We start from the raw sequence: 18,707 nt of genomic DNA, 5'->3' as shown, positions 1-18,707 counted from the left end.
ACCATCAATGCAAAATCTGACTCAAGAACAACTTCGTCCGCTCGTTCTGCGGATTATCGAAGAAGTCATTCGGCGCCGCCTGTTCAACGATTTCACCTTTGTCCATGAAGATCACGCGGTTGGCCACAGTACGGGCAAAGCCCATCTCGTGAGTCACGCAAAGCATGGTCATGCCGTCTTCAGCCAGGCCGATCATGGTGTCCAGAACCTCTTTCACCATCTCCGGATCGAGCGCTGAAGTCGGTTCATCGAACAGCATGATTTTCGGTTTCATGCACAGCGCGCGGGCGATCGCCACACGCTGTTGCTGACCACCGGACAGTTGCCCCGGAAACTTGTGCGCCTGCTCAGGAATGCGAACGCGCTCCAGGTAGTGCATGGCGATTTCTTCGGCCTTGCGCTTGGGCATCTTGCGTACCCACATCGGCGCTAGGGTGCAGTTCTGCAAAATGGTCAGGTGCGGGAACAGGTTGAAGTGCTGGAACACCATGCCGACTTCACGGCGGATCGCTTCGATCTGCTTGAGGTCGTTGGTCAGCTCCACGCCATCGACGACGATGCGGCCCTGCTGGTGTTCTTCCAGACGATTGAGGCAACGAATCGTCGTCGACTTACCGGAACCCGACGGCCCGCACAGGACGATACGCTCGCCTTGTTTGACGTTGAGGTTGATGTCTTTGAGCACGTGGAACTGGCCGTACCACTTGTTGACGCCCTGCATCTGAATAATGCCTTCAGGACCTACAGGCTTTTTGATTGCTTCACTCATTTACAGAACTCCTAACGCTTGTGGCCAGTGTCGAGCTTGCGTTCCAGATGCATGGAATAGCGCGACATACCAAAACAGAAAATCCAGAACACCAGGGCGGCGAACACGTAGCCTTCGGTGGCCATGCCCAGCCATTTGGGATCGGCAGCGGCTTGTTTGACGCTGTTGAGCAGGTCAAACAGGCCGATGATGATCACAAGGCTAGTGTCCTTGAACAGCGCAATGAATGTGTTGACGATGCCGGGGATTACCAGCTTCAGGGCTTGCGGCAGAATCACCAGGCCCATCGAACGCCAATAACCGAGGCCCATCGCGGCAGCGGCTTCGTACTGTCCTTTGGGGATCGCTTGCAGACCGCCACGCACCACTTCGGCGACGTAGGCCGACTGGAACAGGATCACGCCGATCAGCGCCCGCAGCAGCTTGTCGAAATTCATGCCTTCAGGCAGGAACAACGGCAGCATCACCGAAGACATGAACAGCACCGTGATCAACGGCACGCCGCGCCAGAACTCGATGAAGGTCACGCAGACCACCCGAATCGCCGGCATGTTCGAACGACGGCCCAGCGCCAGCACAATCCCCAGCGGCAACGCACCGGCGATACCGACAGTGGCGATCACCAGGGTCAGCATCAGACCGCCCCACTGGCTGGTTGCCACGGTGGTCAGACCGAAACCGCCGTGCAGCAAGGTGAAGGCAATGATCGGATACAGCACCAGAAAGCTCAGCCCGTAGATCGCTTTACGCGGCACACGCGAGATGAACAATGGTGCCGCGCCGATCACCGCCAGCCACACGGTCAGGTCGACACGCCAGCGCAGTTCCGTCGGGTAGTAGCCGTACATGAACTGGCCGAAACGCTGCTGAATGAACACCCAGCAGGCGCCCTCCTTGGTGCAGTCGGCGCGGGTGGTGCCGACCCAGTTGGCATCGACAATCGCCCAGCTGAGGATCGGAGGCACCACGAGATAAATCAGGTAGAACGCAAACAGCGTCAGCAGGGTGTTGAGCCAGCTGGAGAACATGTTCGCGCGCATCCACGCCACCACGCCGATGCTGCTGTTCGGTGGTGGCATGTCAGGTTTGAAAGTATGAGTACTCATGCGCTTTTCCTTACCGCTCGATCAGCGCAATGCGCTTGTTGTACCAGTTCATCAGCAGAGAGATGCTGATACTGATCGCCAGGTACACGCTCATCGTGATGGCAATCACTTCGATGGCTTGACCGGTCTGGTTGAGCACGGTGCCGGCGAACAGCGACACCATTTCCGGGTAACCGATACCGGCCGCCAGCGAGGAGTTCTTCGCCAGATTGAGGTATTGGCTGGTCAGGGGCGGAATGATCACGCGCAGGGCTTGCGGAATGATCACCTTGCGCAGCGTCGGGCCGTTGCGCAGGCCGAGCGAGCGCGCCGCTTCTGTCTGGCCATGGCTGACCGATTTGATGCCCGAACGCACGATCTCGGCGATAAACGCCGCGGTGTACACGGTCAGGGCCAGGGTCAAGGCGAGCAGTTCCGGGATCAGCACCCAGCCGCCAACAAAGTTAAAGCCTTTGAGTTCAGGCATTTCCCAGTGCAGCGGAGCGCCGAAGATCAGTGCGCACAAGGTCGGGATCACCAGCAGAATCGCCAGGCCCACCCAGAACTTGTGGAACGGCACGCCGGTTTCTTCAAAGCGCTTGTTGGCCCAGCGGCACATCAGCACGATGCCGACGATGGCCACCACGATGCTGATCACGAACGCCCAGAAACCATCAGCGGCCAACGCGGCCGGCATGTTCAGGCCTCGGCTGCTGACGAAGAAGGTGTCACCGAAGTTATGACTGTTGCGCGGTCCCGGCATGGTCAGGAATACCGCGAAGTACCAGAACAGGATTTGCAGCAGCGGCGGAATGTTGCGGAACACTTCCACATATACAGTCGCCAGTTTGCTGATGATCCAGTTCTGCGACAGCCGCGCCACGCCGATGATGAAACCGAGGATCGTCGCCAGAATCACGCCGATCACGGTCACCAACAGGGTGTTGAGCAGACCGATGACAAAGACGCGGGCATAGCTGTCCGCTTCCGTGTAGTCGATCAGGTGTTGAGCGATGCCGAACCCGGCACTGCGCTCCAGAAAGCCGAAACCGGAAGTAATGCCCCGGTGCTGAAGGTTGGTTTGCGTGTTGTCGAACAAGTACCAGCCCAGCGAGACCACCGCCACAACGGTGATGATCTGGAATAGCCACGCACGCACTCGTGGATCGCTGAGGCTGAGCCTCTGCTTTGGTGCGCCGATTGAATTTTGCATGAAGTGCCCCGGAAGAAATGGAACAAGAACATCACCCGGCGGTTGGCCCGCCGGGTGATAGAACCATTAGCGCACTGGTGGTGCGTACTGAATGCCGCCGTTGTTCCACAGGGCGTTCAAGCCGCGGTCAATTTCCAGCGGAGTGCTCTTGCCGAGGTTTTTCTCGAAGATTTCGCCGTAGTTGCCGACTTGTTTGACGATCTGCACAACCCAGTCTTTCGGCAGTTTCAGGTCTTTGCCGTACTCGCCGTCAGCGCCGAGCATACGGGCAACGTCCGGGTTCTTGGTCGACTTGGCTTCGGCTTCGACGTTCTTCGAAGTGATACCGGCTTCTTCAGCATTGAGCAGCGCGTAGCCAACCCAGCGCACGATGGCCAGCCACTCATCATCACCGTTACGTACGACCGGGCCCAGCGGTTCTTTGGAAATGGTTTCCGGCAGAACCACGTAGTCCTTCGGCGAGGCCAGCTTGGAGCGCTGGGCGAACAGTTGGGACTTGTCGGAGGTCAGCACGTCGCAACGACCGGATTCCAGCGACTTGGCGCTTTCATCGGAGGTGTCGAAGGTGATCGGGGTGTATTTCAGACCGTTGCCACGGAAGTAGTCGGAAACGTTCAGCTCGGTGGTGGTACCGGCCTGGATGCAGATGGTTGCACCGTCCAGCTCTTTGGCACTTTTCACGCCCAGCTTGTTGTTAACCAGGAAACCGATGCCGTCGTAGTAGGTAATGAAGCCTGGGAATTTCAGGCCCATGCCCGCGTCACGGGAACTGGTCATGGTGGTGTTGCGCGACAGGATGTCGATCTCGCCCGATTGCAGCGCGGTGAAGCGCTCTTTGGCGTTCAACTGACTGAATTTGACCTTGGTCGCGTCGCCGAATACGGCAGCGGCCACAGCGCGGCAGACGTCAGCGTCGATCCCGAGGATCTTGCCGGTTGCGTCCGGTACCGAGAAGCCCGGCAGACCGTCGCTCACGCCACACTGCACGAAACCTTTCTTCTGCACGGCATCCAGGGTTGCACCCGCCTGAGCGAACCCGCTGACGCCGAGAACTGTTGCTGCAGTCACGATCGCCAGAGTGGATTTCAACATCTTCATTCAAACCTCCAGTTTTGCTCTTGTTGTGTCGGAGCTTGAGTCCAGTCGCACCCTTTTGAGGCGTTGTTGACCCGTGTTGGCTTTTTTTGGGGTCAACCGACGTAAGACCTTCGCTATGAGTCTAGTAGGAGAAAATCCACATCATGGACAACTCACTTCTCACCAATCGGCCGAACGGGCTGTAGCCCTTTCACATTCGCTAAGCCCGTAGCGGCCATTGGCGAACATCCATCACCGGATTCTTTGCAATCCCGTCGCGGGTCGTACACTGATAGTGTTACCGCCCACGCAAGATCGGTTGCACGGTTCAAGCCATAGCAAAGCCCGTACCACACCGCTCACCGAATCGATTCGGCGACAGGTCAATAGCAAAACTTGTAACCTTGCGACATCTTCTTAACGGATCAACCGGACGCGCACTCGAACCACGCACTTAATGAGAGCGCCCGCACATTTTTGGAGCAGACATGACCGAGCCCTTGATTCTTCAGCCTGTTAAGCCCGCAGACGCCTGCGTGATCTGGCTGCACGGCCTCGGCGCCGACCGTTACGACTTCCTGCCGGTGGCCGAGGCATTGCAGGAAAGCCTGCTGAGCACTCGCTTCGTGTTGCCACAGGCGCCAACTCGTCCAGTGACGATAAATGGCGGATATGCCATGCCAAGCTGGTACGACATCAAAGCCATGAGCCCGGCGCGCGCGATCGATCGTGATGAGCTGGAAGCGTCGGCGGATCGCATCATTGAATTGATCGAAAACGAGCGCGCCAGCGGAATAGACGCCTCGCGAATTTTTCTCGCCGGGTTTTCCCAGGGTGGCGCGGTGGTGTTGCACACTGCATTTATGAAATGGCAGGGGCCATTGGGCGGCGTGCTGGCGTTGTCGACATATGCGCCGACCTTCAGTGATGAGATGGAGCTGTCAGCCAGTCAGCAGCGGATTCCCGCGATATGCCTGCACGGCCAGTTCGATGGCGTGGTGCAAAACTCGATGGGGCGCAGTGCTTATGAGCATTTGGTGAAGCATGGTGTCACCGTGACATGGCAGGAATACCCAATGGAGCACGAAGTGTTACCCGAGGAAATTCGCGACATCGGTGCCTGGTTGACCGAACGTTTGCGCTAAGCGTCGAGATTAAAGCCGCCCTTTGATCCCTCCCACTACGCCGCGCCCGTTTCTTGCATTACACTGGCCGGCGTACATTCCTTAACCAATTGATGAGATGACCGTGCTCAAAGCACTCAAGAAGATGTTCGGTAAAAGCGAGGCTGAGCAGCTCGCGCCAGTTCCCAGTGCGCCGTCGCACGCCCCCGGTCATCGCAACGATGCGCCACAGGCCGACCGCCCCGCTCACGTAGCGGCACCGAAGGCAGAACCACAACCTGCACCGGCCGCGCCAATCGCTGCCGAACCTGCCCGCAGCGAAGCGCCGAAACCGGCCAGACCGCGCCGCGAACCGAAGCCCAAGGCACCGGTTATTCCGTGGAAACTCGAGGATTTCGTCGTCGAGCCACAGGAAGGCAAAACCCGCTTCCACGATTTCAAGCTGTCTCCAGAACTGATGCACGCCATCCAGGATCTGGGTTTTCCGTACTGCACTCCGATTCAGGCGCAGGTCCTGGGTTACACCCTCGCCGGCAAAGACGCCATTGGCCGTGCGCAGACCGGCACCGGTAAAACCGCCGCGTTCCTGATCTCGATCATCACCCAGCTGCTGCAGACCCCGCCGCCGAAAGAACGCTACATGGGCGAACCCCGTGCGCTGATCATCGCGCCGACCCGTGAGCTGGTGGTACAAATCGCCAAGGACGCCGCTGACCTGACCAAGTACACCGGCCTCAACGTCATGACGTTTGTTGGCGGCATGGACTTCGACAAGCAGCTCAAGCACCTCGAAGCGCGTCACTGCGACATCCTCGTCGCCACACCGGGCCGTCTGCTCGACTTTAACCAGCGTGGCGACGTGCACCTGGACATGGTCGAAGTGATGGTGCTGGACGAAGCCGATCGCATGCTCGACATGGGTTTCATCCCGCAGGTACGTCAGATCATTCGCCAGACGCCGCCGAAATCCGAGCGCCAGACCTTGCTGTTTTCCGCGACCTTCACCGAAGACGTGATGAACCTCGCCAAGCAGTGGACCACCGACCCTGCGATCGTCGAAATCGAAATCACCAACGTTGCCAACGAAAACGTCGAGCAGCACATCTATGCGGTGGCCGGTGCCGACAAGTACAAACTGCTCTACAACCTGGTCAACGATAACGGCTGGGAACGAGTGATCGTGTTTGCCAACCGCAAGGACGAAGTACGCCGCATCGAAGAACGCCTGGTGCGCGATGGCATCAACGCCGCGCAACTGTCCGGCGATGTGCCTCAGCACAAACGCATCAAGACCCTGGAAGGTTTCCGCGAAGGCAAGATTCGCGTGCTGGTCGCCACCGATGTGGCCGGTCGCGGCATCCACATCGACGGCATCAGCCACGTGATCAACTTCACCCTGCCGGAAGTCCCGGACGACTACGTGCACCGCATCGGCCGGACCGGTCGTGCTGGCGCCGACGGTGTGTCGATCAGCTTCGCCGGTGAGGACGACTCCTACCAGTTGCCGTCCATCGAAGAGAAGCTCGGTCGCAAGATCAGCTGTGAAACGCCGCCGACGCATCTGTTGCGCGCGGTTGAGCGCAAGCGTCCGCAGTAAACGACGTTTAAAGGAAAAGCGCAGCCGGCAACGGACTGCGCTTTTTTTTCGCCCGGTGTTTCATCAGGTGCTTGCGAGAGAAAACTAAAAGTCCATAATGGACTAATAAGTTTATCTTTCATCTTCGGAGCCTGATATGTCCAATACGCCCTACGTGATCGACCAGCATCAGGCCCGTGAGCTGCTGGCGCGCATTGATGTGCCGCAAATCCTGCGCAAGCTGTTCCGTGATCTTGCGGCGGGTAACGCCGTGCAACCGGCGCAGCAACTGGTGGAATTTCCGCAAGGTGCCGGCGACTTCATCAATTATCTGGGCGTGCTGGCCGAAGAAGGCGTGTACGGCGTGAAGACCTCGCCGTATATCGTTCGCGAGCAAGGTGCGCTGGTGACGGCATGGACCTTGTTGATGTCGATGAAAACCGGTCAACCGCTGCTGCTCTGCGATGCCGCCGAACTGACCACCGCGCGCACCGCCGCGACCACGGCTGTGGCGGTCGACACCCTCGCTCCGACAAACGCCACGCGACTGGCAATCATCGGGAGTGGCAAGGTTGCGCAGGCGCATCTGCACTATGTGAAAGGTCTGCGCGACTGGCAGAGCATCAGTCTGTATTCGCCAAGCCTGTCCGCCGACGCTCAAACCAAGGCACTGTTGAAAGCCATCACTCCCAACCTGAGGATCGTTGACAGCCGTGAAGCCGCTCTCGTCGAGGCCGACGTGATCATGCTGTGCACCTCGTCCGCCGGCCCGGTGATCGATCCGGCCGCGCTGAGCAAACCAGCCCTGATCACCTCGATCAGCACCAACGCCCCGCGTGCCCATGAAGTGCCGCCGCAGAGCCTCAACGACATGCAGGTGTTCTGCGACTATCGTCTGACCACGCCGGGTTCGGCAGGTGAGATGCTGATTGCCAGTGAACAGCATGGCTGGAGCAAGGATTCGATTGTCGGCGACCTCGCCGACTTGCTCAGCGAGAAAGTGCAGCGCCCCGATTACGATCGTCACGTGTTCTTCCGTTCAATCGGCCTGGGACTGGAAGACATCGCCCTCGCCAATGCGATTTATCACTTGACTCACTAACACCACAAATCCCCTGTAGGAGTGAGCCTGCTCGCGATAGCGGTCTGACATTCACCGAAGATGTCGACTGATATACCGCTTTCGCGAGCAGGCTCGCTCCCACAAGGGACTAGCGAACGCCTCGATATTGCGTATCCACTGGAGACCTACATGAGCCAGGCAGATTTCATCATCATCGGCGGCGGGATTGCCGGCGCATCCACCGGTTTCTGGCTGTCGCCGCACGGCAAAGTGATCGTGCTCGAACGTGAATCCCACCCGGCCTATCACTCCACCGGGCGCTCCGCCGCGCTGTTTACCGCCGCGTACGGCACGCCACAAGTTCGCGCGCTGACCCAGGCCAGCCGGGCGTTTTTTGACCACCCGCCAGCCGGTTTCTGCGAACACCCACTGCTCACCCCACGCGGTGAAATGACCGTGGATTTCACCGGTGATGCCGCCGAACTTAACAACCAATATCTCAGCGCCAAAGCCACCGTGCCGGAGATGCAACTGCTCAGCGCCGACGAAGCCTGCGCGCGACTGCCGATCCTGCGTCGGGAAAAAGTCCACGGCGCGATCTATGACCCGAGCGCCAGCGACATCGACACTGACGCCTTGCATCAGGGCTACCTGCGCGGGATCCGCCGCAACAACGGCGAAGTGCACACCGATTGCGAAGTGCTAGGCCTCAGTCGCGATACCGAGGGCCTCTGGAGTGTTCAGACCAACGGCCAGACGTTCAGCGCGCCAGTGATCATCAACGCCGCCGGCGCCTGGGCCGACAAGATCGGCACACTGGCCGGCGCCCAACCGCTGGGCCTGCAACCGAAGCGCCGCGCCGCGTTCATTTTCGCCGGGCCGGAAGGCGTCGACATTCATCACTGGCCGATGCTGGTCAGCCTCGACGAATCCTTCTATATGAAGCCCGACGCCGGCATGTTTCTCGGCTCGCCCGCCAACGCCGACCCGGTCGAGCCTCACGATGTGCAGCCGGAAGAACTGGACATTGCCATGGGCATCTACCAGATCGAAGAAGCCACCACGCTGACCATCCGCCGTCCGACGCGTACGTGGGCCGGCCTGCGCAGCTTCGTCGCCGACGGTGATTTGCTCAGTGGCTTCGATCAGCAGGTGCCGGGGCTGTTCTGGGTGGCGGCACAGGGTGGTTACGGCATTCAGACTTCCCCGGCGATGGGCCAGGCCAGCGCGGCGTTGGTACGCGGCGAGCCGTTGCCCGAGCACTTGCAGCAGTTCGGGCTGGACAGCACCATGCTCGCCCCCGCTCGCCTCGCCTGATTGTCCACGGATGACGCGCCCAACGGATTGCGGCACACTCGCAACGCCTCCTGATCACGGGGGCGTTGACGCTGCCTGGAGCTCCACTGTCATGACTGCCCCTGAATTCGACCCGGCGCTGGATAACTTCCGCGCCGTCGCCGACGCCATCGCCACGCTGTTCTTTCCCCACGCTGAAGTGGTGCTGCACGACCTGCGCACGCAAAAGGTCGACTACATCGCCAACAACCTGTCCAAGCGCGAGATCGGCGACGACTCGTCACTGGAGGACATGCTCAGCGAGGATGTCAGCGACCGTAATATCGGCCCGTACGAAAAGCTCAATTGGGATGGCCAGAAGATTCGCAGCCTGAGCACCGTGCTGCGCGACAGCGAAGGCCGCCCGCTGGCGGTGTTGTGCATCAACCTGAATATTTCGCTGTTCGAGAATGCCAAGGCCGCGCTGGACCTGTTCCTCTCGCCGAGCAAACTGATCCCGCAACCGGACTCACTGTTTCGCGATGACTGGCAGGAGCGCATCAACACTTTCCTCCACGCCTGGCTGCGCGAACGGCAGCTGAGCCTGAACCTGCTGACCCGCGATCACAAACGCGAACTGGTGCTGGCGCTGCACGCCGAGGGCGCGTTCAAGGGCAAGAGCGCCTCGAACTATGTGGCCAATGTGCTGAACATGGGGCGGGCGACGGTGTACAAGCATCTGAAAGAAATGAAGGCCTAGAGATTTGCGGTGATTGATCCGGCCCCATCGCTGGCAAGCCAGCTCCCACAAGGATTTACGGTGTACACAAAACCTGTGGGAGCTGGCTTGCCAGCGATAGCGGACTATCAGTCGCCGTAGATGTCGGACTTGAAATACTTCTCGGAAATCTTCTGGTACTCGCCACTCGCGCGAATGCCATCAATGGCGCCATTCAACTGGCTGACCAATTCTGCATTACCCTTGCGCACTGCAATCCCTGCGCCCTCGCCCACGTACTTCGGATCCTTCAACTCAGGCCCGACAAACGCATAACCCTTGCCACGCGGCATCGACAAAAAGTCATTCAGCGGAATGGTGTCGGCAAAAATCGCATCAAGCCGCCCCGCTGCCAGGTCCATGTAGATTTCTTCGTTGTTGCTGTAGCGCTTGACGTTAATGCCCTTCGGCTCGAACACCTCGGTGGCATAACGATCGGTGGTGGTCGCGCGCTGCACGCCGACATTCTTGCCCTTGAGGCTCGCGTATTGATCGTCGACCGTGGCGCCTTCCTTCATCACCAGTCGTGACGAAGTGAAGTAGTACTTGTGGGTGAAATCCACCGACTTCTTGCGGTCTTCGTTGATGGTCATCGAGGACAGCGCCATGTCGATCTTTTTCACTTTCAGCGAAGGAATCAGACCGTCGAACTCACCTTCGACCCACACACACTTGACCTTCATCTGCGCACACAGGGCATTGCCGATGTCGTAGTCGAAACCGACGATTTCGCCTTTGTCGGTTTTCGACGCAAATGGCGGGTAAGCGGCTTCGATACCGATGCGCAGGGTTTGCTCGGCGGCGAACACGCTGGCGGAGGCCAACAGACTGAGGGCCAGACCGGTGATGAGGGGGAGTTTCTTCATGTTCGTTCTCTCGCGGGTTGTTGTTGGTTTGGCAAGATGAAGAAGAGCAACCGGAAGCGGGGAGCTTCGAGCGGCAAGACTGAAGCTTTTTTGTACTTGTAAATCCATATTGGACTTATATGTACAATGCGTCAATCGGGCAAAGATGGAGGATTTGGTGATGCAGATGACGTCATCGCGAGCAGGCTCACTCCTACAGGGGAACGCATTCCAATTGTAGGAGTGAGCCTGCTCGCGATAGCTGATTTGAAGGCGCTACAGGAGTTATTTCTTCCAGCGATCCGCCGCTGCATGATCACTGTCCCGCCCCTCAACCCAACGCGGCCCGTCGCTGGTGTTTTCTTTCTTCCAGAACGGCGCGCGGGTTTTCAGGTAGTCCATGACAAAGGCGCAGGCATCGAAGGCGGCCTGGCGATGGGCGCTGGCGGCGCCGACAAACACGATGGGTTCGCCCGGCTCCAATGCGCCGATGCGGTGCAGCACTTCCAGTTTCAACAACGGCCAGCGCTGTTCGGCTTCGATGGCGATTTTACCGAGGGCTTTTTCGGTCATGCCCGGATAGTGTTCGAGGAACATCCCCGCTACATCGAGGCCGTCGTTAAAGTCGCGCACGTAGCCGACAAAACTCACCACCGCGCCGACGCCGACATTGGCCGCATGCATCGCGTTGACTTCAGCGCCCGGATCGAACGGCGTGGCCTGCACGCGAATCGCCATGGATCAGCCCCCGGTCACGGTAGGGAAAAACGCCACTTCGTCGCCATCGACCACCGGCTCATCGAGTTGGCAGAGGTCTTCGTTGCGTGCGCACATCAGGTTCTGCTCGCTCAGTACCTCGGCGCCGTCACGTTGCGCGAGCAGTGCGCGAACGTCCTCGACGGTGGCGAAATCACCTTCAATCTTTACCGAATCCACGCCCAGCGCTTCGCGGTAACGGGCAAAAAACTTCACGGTCAGGTTCATGGCTGCTCCGCCTGAAAGTGCCCGCTCTTGCCACCGACCTTCTCCAGCAGACGCACGCTTTCAATGGTCATGCCGCGATCGACGGCTTTACACATGTCGTAAATGGTCAGGGCGGCAACACTGGCAGCGGTCAACGCTTCCATCTCAACGCCGGTCTGCCCGGACAGCTTGCAGCGGGCAACGATGCGCACGGTGTCGTCGCCATCAGCACTGAGTTCGACTTTGACGCCGGTGAGCATCAGCGGATGGCACAGGGGAATCAGATCGCTGGTTTTCTTCGCCGCTTGAATGCCGGCAATGCGCGCCACGGCGAACACGTCGCCCTTGGGATGGCCACCGCTGACGATCATCTGCAGCGTTTCGGGGAGCATGCGCACCAGCGCTTGGGCCGTCGCTTCACGGAACGTCACGGCTTTTTCGGTGACGTCGACCATGTTGGCGCGACCTTGGGAATCGAGATGAGTCAGCACGGGATTACTCCTGATCAGGAGCGACGATTGTAAACCTGCGGGTCAAATTTCTGCGAGTCGGATTATCACGCAACCTGTGTAGGAGCTGCCGAAGGCTGCGATCTTTTGATCTGGCTTTTGAAGATCAAGATCAAAAGATCGCAGCCTTCGGCAGCTCCTACATCTGGATTTGTGCAGGGCCATAAAAAACCGGGCGGCTTTTAGGCCGCCCGGTTTTGGTTGAAAGGTTACAGATGGGTTTCGGCGTATTCGGCCAGAATCGAGCGAGGCACCCCTTGCAGGGTGATGTGCACACCGTTGGGGAAATCCTTGAAGCGTTCGGTCAGGTAGGTCAGCCCGGAGCTGGTCGCGGACAGGTAAGGGGTGTCGATCTGTGCGAGGTTGCCCAGGCACACCACTTTCGAACCGGCACCGGCCCGGGTGATGATGGTTTTCATCTGGTGCGGCGTCAGGTTCTGACATTCGTCGATCAGGATCAGGCTCTGCTGGAAGCTGCGACCGCGAATGTAGTTGAGCGATTTGAACTGCAACGGCACTTTGCTGAGGATGTAATCGACGCTGCCATGGGTGTTTTCGTCATCCATGTGCAAGGCTTCGAGGTTGTCGGTGATGGCGCCCAGCCACGGCTCCATTTTTTCCGCTTCGGTGCCGGGCAGGAAGCCGATTTCCTGGTCCAGGCCCTGCACACTGCGGGTCGCAATGATGCGGCGATAACGCTTGCTGACCATGGTCTGCTCGATCGCCGCGGCCAGCGCCAGAATGGTTTTACCGGAGCCTGCCGCACCCGACAGGTTGACCAGATGAATGTCCGGATCCAGCAACGCGTACAGCGCCAGACTCTGATAGATGTCGCGTGGCTTCAGCCCCCAGGCCTCTTGATGCAGCAGCGGTTCCTGATGCAGGTCGAGGATCAGCAGCTTGGCCTCGTCGATCTCCTTGATCCAGCCGACAAAGCCCTGTTCGTCGATGATGAACTCGTTGATGTGCACCGCCGGCAGGTTGTCGATCAGTTGCACTTGGTGCCAGGTGCGGCCGTGATCCTGGCGGGTGTCGACCTTGCTCACGCGGTCCCAGAATGAGCCGGTCATGTTGTGATAGCCGTTGGGCAGCAGAGACACGTCATCGACCAGTTGGTCGGTGCTGTAATCCTCGGCATCGATGCCACAGGCGCGCGCCTTGAGGCGCATGTTGATGTCTTTGGTGACCAGCACCACAGGCTTTTTCGGATCGCGGGTGTGCAAATCGATCAGTTGGTTGATGATTTTATTGTCGTTCAGATGCTCGGGCAGAATCAGATTCGATTCGGCCTGTTTGCTCATCAGAATTGACAGCAAGCCCTTCGGCCCGCCTTTACCGCGCTGGATCGGCACACCCAGCTCGACGTCTTCAGGGGAAGCGTCGCCCAGGGTCTTGTCGATCAGCCGGATGGCCTGACGGCATTCGGCGGCAACGCTGTGATGCCCGCTCTTGAGCTTGTCCAGCTCTTCAAGCACGGTCATCGGGATCGCGACGTGGTGTTCTTCGAAATTCAGCAGGGCATTTGGATCGTGAATCAATACGTTGGTATCGAGTACATAAAGGATTGGCTGGTTGGAGGAAGGGCTACGTCCGTGATCATCCATACTCGGTCACCTTTGTCAGAGCCATTGGACGCAATACCTGAGCGGTGCTGCGCCTCGAAGTGACTGCCGAAATCTCACCTGCGGAGATTCAAGTGACTGCAAACAAACGGGTCTTGGAAGACGCCACCTGTGTTGCAGGTTTCGGCGGTCTGTCTTCGTAATACTCCAAAACCGATGACATAAAAAAGTACTTTGACGGTTTTTTTAAGTTTATTTTGCAGAGTGACGAAAAGCCCTTGGCGGACTGCCCAGACCCCGCTAAAGTCGGAAGTCCGCCTGCATCGATTTCTTCAAAAAAATCGCCCCAAGCCCAATGTTTCCGGGCTTTTTTCGTTTCTCAGCGAAAAGCGTCCTGACAGTCTTCCCAACCGATACCGCTCTGCGCGGTTTGCGTGATCAGCCACGGTAACGAGGTCTTCACCGCGTCCTGTTTCATGTTGAAATTGATCACCCCGTGTCGCCACAGCAGCATCAGGGTCAGTACCCTCTGCGCGCTCGCTGTGCCCTTGAGTTTGCCGGCACCGTCCTGGGCATCGATGTCCCACAGCGCCACTTGCAGGCCTTGTGTGTTGAAGAAACCTTGCGCATCGCTGCGGCGCTGCCCTTCCGGCGGACGGAACAGCGGCACGTAGTTTTCCGGCAACTTGTTCTTCACCAGATCAGCGCTACGCCGCACCGAATCCTGCCAGTCCTGCCAGTGGCTGTGGGAGCGGAACTCCCAACCTTGAACGCCAACGCACTGTTTCGAGAACCCCGCTTGCAGGCTGCTCACCGAACGATCGGCCAGCCGCGCCTGAATATCCTTGCCCAGCACGAAGAACGTGCCGCTCAGGTTCGATTTGCGCAGGTATTCGGTGAGCCAGCCGGAGTTGTCCGGTTGCAGATTGGCGGCGCTGTCGAAGGTCAGCAGGAACAGCCGGTCGTGCATCGCGTCGCCGTTGCGCTCGTAGTCACCGAAACGATCGAATTCGTTGCTGCTCTGCGGCGACAAAGCGGCCTTGCGCAACAACTCGTCGAGGTACTGCACATGGAAGATCCGGCTCGGCTCGGCCCACTTGGTGTAATAACTGTCGTCACTGACGACGAACTTGGCAGCTTGCTCGCGCAGCGTTGGCAAGTCTTCTACAAGGAAGCAGAACGAGGCGTCCTGATCGCAGCTTTGCTGGGCGAAGTTGTAGTTGGCCAGCAGGCGCTGCCAGAGGCGTTGGCGCAGAATGTTGACCGCATCGATATTGACCGTGCGCAAGCCTAGACGCTGCGTCAGAGCGGCCTCGTCCATCGACTCGGTGCCCAGCAGGACACGGGCGAACATCAGGATTTCCGCCCGTGACGCCACGTCAAACAGGGTCGGGTTGCTAAGCTGCTCCGGCCAGGTGCTGCGATCCATCGTCGCCACATCGCCCGGCGCCGCGACGGCACCGAAGCTCAACAGCCACGCGGTGAATAAAAGAACAATGCGCAAAAGGGATGTCTCCATAACAAAACCCGCGCGGCACTATAGCTGATGTGCAAGGCTGAAGGACGCCGCCCTCACCCCAGCCCTCTCCCGGGGGGAGAGGGAGCTGACCGAGTATCGCTTTCGATATCCGCCAATCTGAACTATCGAGTCGCACTCAAATTTTGAAATCAATGAGATCGGCTCCCTCTCCCTCTGGGAGAGGGCTGGGGTGAGGGAAAAATCCACCAGCCGTCGCAAATGCCCGAGCTTACCCATACCTATAACCCCCATAGCTGGAGTCAACACCGACAACCCCCTAGAATCGCCCCCACGATTAAAGGAGACGACTTCATGCTGATGGTGATTTCCCCCGCCAAGACCCTCGATTACGAAACACCGCCGGCGACCCAGCGCTTCACTCAGCCGCAATACCTCGACCATTCCCAGGAACTGATCCAGCAACTGCGCGACCTGACCCCGGCGCAGATCAGCGAACTGATGCACGTGTCAGACAAAATCGGTGGACTCAACGCCGCGCGCTTCGGCAGCTGGACGCCCGCGTTCACGCCAGACAACGCCAAACAGGCACTGCTCGCGTTCAAGGGCGACGTCTACACCGGTCTCGACGCACAGTCCTTCAGCGAAACCGATTTCGATTACGCGCAAAAACACCTGCGCATGCTCTCCGGTCTCTACGGGCTGCTGCGCCCGCTCGACCTGATGCAACCCTATCGTCTGGAAATGGGCACCAAACTGGCCAACGCCCGTGGCAAAGACCTGTACGCCTTCTGGGGTACGCGCATCAGCGAATGGCTCAATGAAGCGCTGGCCGATCAAGGCGACGACGTGCTGCTCAACCTCGCCTCCAATGAGTACTTTTCGGCGGTGAAACGCACAGCCCTGAACGCGCGGATCATCAACACCGAGTTCAAGGACCAGAAGAACGGCCAGTACAAGATCATCAGCTTCTACGCGAAAAAAGCCCGGGGCCTGATGAGCCGTTTCGTGATCCAGGAAAAGATCAACGATCCGGCCCAGCTCAAACAGTTCGATGTGCAGGGTTATCGCTACAGCGTCGAACAGTCGAAACCCGACAATCTGGTGTTTTTGCGCGACCACGCCCCGGAATAATGCATGCCCAATGCACGACTCTTTCTATAAAGAGTCGTGCAGCTCGCACGATGTCAAAAAACCCTCGCACCTTTTCGCCATTTTAATGGCGCCAGAAAATCCTCCCTGTCTTTTCTAAGATTAGTTTCACTCGACACTGATCATTTTTTTCAGTAGTGGCACCTAACTTTTTTCAGCGTAGTGGCACAAAACTATCTAACGTGATTTTTCGCCTGTTATTAAAGGTCGAAAACGAAAGTGCTATCAAATTGAGACTAGTGCCATCTCTGACAATATTTCAAGAAATTTCAGATTTCGCGATGAGCGGACAGGAACTTCGTCCAAATGCATAGCTCATACCACCGGTAACGATTCTCGCCGAGTTTGTACGAGATAACTTACGCAGAGCAGATAGCCATGTAACCAAGTTGTCACAGCAACTTGCCTAGATGACTAACTAGTCTCAAAACAGACGATGGACAGGAGATACGCACCATCTATATCCCCTACAAAGGCCATGGCCGCGCCCTAATAAACGTGCTCGCCTGAGCACCCAACCGCTTGATTTACAGGACTTTCCTCCTGACATCAAGCGCGCAAGACGATTGCACAAGAGTCTTCTCCAAAGAGGATCGGCTGCATAACAGGGCAAGTCATAACAACAAGGCCTGGTTGCGCACATCTTGAGTGCACTTATTTAGACACTCGAAACTTAGTATGCCTGCACACGGCACTGTGGCGCCTGTGTGCCGCACTTTCGAGTGCACTAATAAACGCTGAACACCATTAACTCCGGCCTCTAAGGCCTGATATATACAGAGGTAATTGCGATGCGCATCAGCATATTTGGTTTGGGTTACGTTGGCGCAGTATGTGCCGGTTGCCTGTCTGCACGGGGCCATGACGTAGTTGGCGTCGATGTTGCCAAAGACAAGATCGACATGATCAACGCCGGCAAGTCGCCGATTGTTGAACCCGGCCTGGGCGAACTTCTGCAACAGGGTATCCAGACCGGTCGTCTGCGTGGCACGACCAACTTCGCCGAGGCGATTCGCGACACCGACCTGTCGATGATCTGCGTGGGTACGCCGAGCAAAAAGAACGGCGACCTCGAACTGAACTACATCGAAGCGGTATGCCGCGAGATCGGTTTTGTCCTGCGTGAAAAAACCACCCGCCACACCATCGTCGTGCGCAGCACCGTGCTGCCGGGCACCGTGGCCAACGTGGTGATCCCGATTCTCGAAGACTGCTCGGGCAAGAAGGCTGGCGTCGACTTCGGCGTTGCGGTCAACCCGGAATTCCTGCGTGAATCCACCGCCATTGCCGACTACGACCTGCCACCGATGACCGTCATCGGCGAGTTCGACAAGGCTTCGGGCGACGTTCTGCAATCGCTGTACGAAGAACTCGACGCACCGATCATCCGCAAGGACATCGCCGTTGCCGAGATGATCAAGTACACCTGCAACGTCTGGCACGCGACCAAAGTGACCTTCGCCAACGAGATCGGCAACATCGCCAAAGCGGTCGGCGTCGATGGCCGGGAGGTGATGGAAGTGGTCTGCCAGGACAAGACCCTCAACCTGTCCCAGTACTACATGCGCCCTGGCTTCGCCTTCGGCGGTTCGTGCCTGCCGAAAGACGTGCGTGCGCTGACCTACCGCGCCGGTTCGCTGGACGTCGAAGCGCCGCTGCTCAACTCGCTGATGCGCAGCAACGAATCGCAAGTACAGAACGCCTTCGACATCGTTGAAAGCCACGACAAACGTAAAGTCGCCCTGCTCGGCCTGAGCTTCAAGGCCGGCACCGATGACCTGCGCGAAAGCCCACTGGTAGAACTGGCCGAGATGCTGATCGGCAAGGGTTACGACCTGAGCATCTACGACAGCAACGTCGAGTACGCCCGTGTTCACGGCGCGAACAAAGACTACATCGAGTCGAAAATCCCGCACGTGTCGTCCCTGCTCAATTCGGACTTCGATTCGGTGATCGACAACTCCGACGTGATCATCCTCGGCAACCGCGACGAGAAATTCCGCTCGCTGGCTCAGGAAGCACCGCACGGCAAACAGGTCATCGACCTGGTGGGCTTCATGGCCAAAGCCACCGACGCTGGTAAGCGCACCGAGGGTATCTGCTGGTAAAGCAGACGTTGCGCGGCGCCGCACACCGCGACGCCACGCAACCACTGTGTGAACCCGTTGTAGGAGCTGTCGAGTGAAACGAGGCTGCGATCTTTCCGGGAACACTTGAGATCCGAGTGAACCCAGGAAAA

Annotated in this window: 17 protein-coding genes; 7 read left to right on the top strand and 10 right to left on the bottom strand. The window is 58.3% G+C overall.

The genetic code is table 11. The features are described from left to right. Positions 1-4: 4 nt before the first annotated feature. The 4 genes from J0G10_RS06150 to J0G10_RS06135 all read right to left on the bottom strand — a co-directional run bounded on the left by J0G10_RS06150 (position 5) and on the right by J0G10_RS06135 (position 4,165). Positions 5-769 carry an amino acid ABC transporter ATP-binding protein gene (locus J0G10_RS06150; RefSeq protein WP_008080191.1) on the bottom strand — a complete coding sequence of 255 codons (765 nt, stop codon included), beginning with the start codon at positions 767-769 and terminating at the stop codon, positions 5-7. 11 nt (positions 770-780) lie between these two features. Further along, positions 781-1,875 (bottom strand): amino acid ABC transporter permease, encoded by a 1,095-nt coding sequence (locus J0G10_RS06145; protein ID WP_220558024.1) that lies wholly within the window; start codon positions 1,873-1,875, stop codon positions 781-783. A 10-nt stretch (positions 1,876-1,885) separates the two neighbouring features. Beyond that, entirely contained in the window at positions 1,886-3,067 is a 1,182-nt protein-coding gene (locus J0G10_RS06140; protein WP_095050967.1) for an amino acid ABC transporter permease, read from the bottom strand. A 66-nt stretch (positions 3,068-3,133) separates the two neighbouring features. Beyond that, a complete protein-coding gene (locus J0G10_RS06135) occupies positions 3,134-4,165 on the bottom strand; it encodes an amino acid ABC transporter substrate-binding protein (RefSeq protein WP_095050968.1) in 1,032 nt (343 codons plus the stop codon). 467 nt (positions 4,166-4,632) lie between these two features. Between J0G10_RS06135 and J0G10_RS06130 the strand changes: the two genes are divergently transcribed. From J0G10_RS06130 to J0G10_RS06110, 5 genes are all read left to right on the top strand, one after another. Next, complete coding sequence (locus J0G10_RS06130) at positions 4,633-5,289, top strand: alpha/beta hydrolase (RefSeq protein ID WP_220558012.1); 657 nt, start codon at positions 4,633-4,635, stop codon at positions 5,287-5,289. Positions 5,290-5,386: 97 nt separating this feature from the next. Then, positions 5,387-6,865: an ATP-dependent RNA helicase RhlB gene (gene rhlB, locus J0G10_RS06125; protein WP_095050970.1), complete on the top strand. Its 1,479-nt coding sequence runs from the start codon at positions 5,387-5,389 to the stop codon at positions 6,863-6,865. A gap of 136 nt (positions 6,866-7,001) precedes the next feature. Then, positions 7,002-7,946 (top strand): ornithine cyclodeaminase family protein, encoded by a 945-nt coding sequence (locus J0G10_RS06120; protein ID WP_220557993.1) that lies wholly within the window; start codon positions 7,002-7,004, stop codon positions 7,944-7,946. Between the two features lie 150 nt (positions 7,947-8,096). Further along, entirely contained in the window at positions 8,097-9,224 is a 1,128-nt protein-coding gene (locus J0G10_RS06115; protein WP_220557991.1) for an NAD(P)/FAD-dependent oxidoreductase, read from the top strand. A 91-nt stretch (positions 9,225-9,315) separates the two neighbouring features. Continuing rightward, the gene (locus J0G10_RS06110; protein ID WP_220557989.1) at positions 9,316-9,942 is read left to right on the top strand and encodes a helix-turn-helix transcriptional regulator; all 627 of its coding nucleotides are present in this window, start codon (positions 9,316-9,318) and stop codon (positions 9,940-9,942) included. Positions 9,943-10,049: 107 nt separating this feature from the next. On the opposite strand, the gene J0G10_RS06105 is transcribed toward J0G10_RS06110, so the two are convergent. The 6 genes from J0G10_RS06105 to J0G10_RS06080 all read right to left on the bottom strand — a co-directional run bounded on the left by J0G10_RS06105 (position 10,050) and on the right by J0G10_RS06080 (position 15,358). Beyond that, positions 10,050-10,826, bottom strand: a complete 777-nt coding sequence (locus J0G10_RS06105) for an ABC transporter substrate-binding protein (protein ID WP_007914314.1) — start codon at positions 10,824-10,826, stop codon at positions 10,050-10,052. Positions 10,827-11,090: 264 nt separating this feature from the next. After that, positions 11,091-11,543 carry a molybdopterin synthase catalytic subunit MoaE gene (gene moaE, locus J0G10_RS06100; protein WP_038357637.1) on the bottom strand — a complete coding sequence of 151 codons (453 nt, stop codon included), beginning with the start codon at positions 11,541-11,543 and terminating at the stop codon, positions 11,091-11,093. A 3-nt stretch (positions 11,544-11,546) separates the two neighbouring features. Continuing rightward, entirely contained in the window at positions 11,547-11,789 is a 243-nt protein-coding gene (moaD, locus tag J0G10_RS06095; protein WP_077571219.1) for a molybdopterin converting factor subunit 1, read from the bottom strand. Continuing rightward, positions 11,786-12,259: a cyclic pyranopterin monophosphate synthase MoaC gene (gene moaC / locus J0G10_RS06090; protein ID WP_093437022.1), complete on the bottom strand. Its 474-nt coding sequence runs from the start codon at positions 12,257-12,259 to the stop codon at positions 11,786-11,788. Before moaC ends, moaD begins: the two co-directional genes overlap by 4 nt. Before the next feature lie 227 nt (positions 12,260-12,486). Continuing rightward, complete coding sequence (locus tag J0G10_RS06085) at positions 12,487-13,881, bottom strand: PhoH family protein (protein ID WP_016985016.1); 1,395 nt, start codon at positions 13,879-13,881, stop codon at positions 12,487-12,489. A 337-nt stretch (positions 13,882-14,218) separates the two neighbouring features. Next, positions 14,219-15,358 carry a polysaccharide deacetylase family protein gene (locus tag J0G10_RS06080; protein ID WP_425355397.1) on the bottom strand — a complete coding sequence of 380 codons (1,140 nt, stop codon included), beginning with the start codon at positions 15,356-15,358 and terminating at the stop codon, positions 14,219-14,221. A 312-nt stretch (positions 15,359-15,670) separates the two neighbouring features. Between J0G10_RS06080 and yaaA the strand changes: the two genes are divergently transcribed. Both yaaA and J0G10_RS06070 read left to right on the top strand, forming a co-directional pair. Further along, positions 15,671-16,450, top strand: coding sequence for a peroxide stress protein YaaA (gene yaaA / locus J0G10_RS06075; protein ID WP_095050977.1), 780 nt, complete (start codon positions 15,671-15,673; stop codon positions 16,448-16,450). Between the two features lie 809 nt (positions 16,451-17,259). Further along, entirely contained in the window at positions 17,260-18,576 is a 1,317-nt protein-coding gene (locus tag J0G10_RS06070; RefSeq protein ID WP_095050978.1) for a nucleotide sugar dehydrogenase, read from the top strand. Positions 18,577-18,707: the final 131 nt, after the last annotated feature.

Source organism: Pseudomonas germanica, assembly GCF_019614655.1.
GTDB lineage: Bacteria > Pseudomonadota > Gammaproteobacteria > Pseudomonadales > Pseudomonadaceae > Aquipseudomonas > Aquipseudomonas neuropathica.
This window is presented reverse-complemented; position numbering and strand designations above follow the sequence as displayed.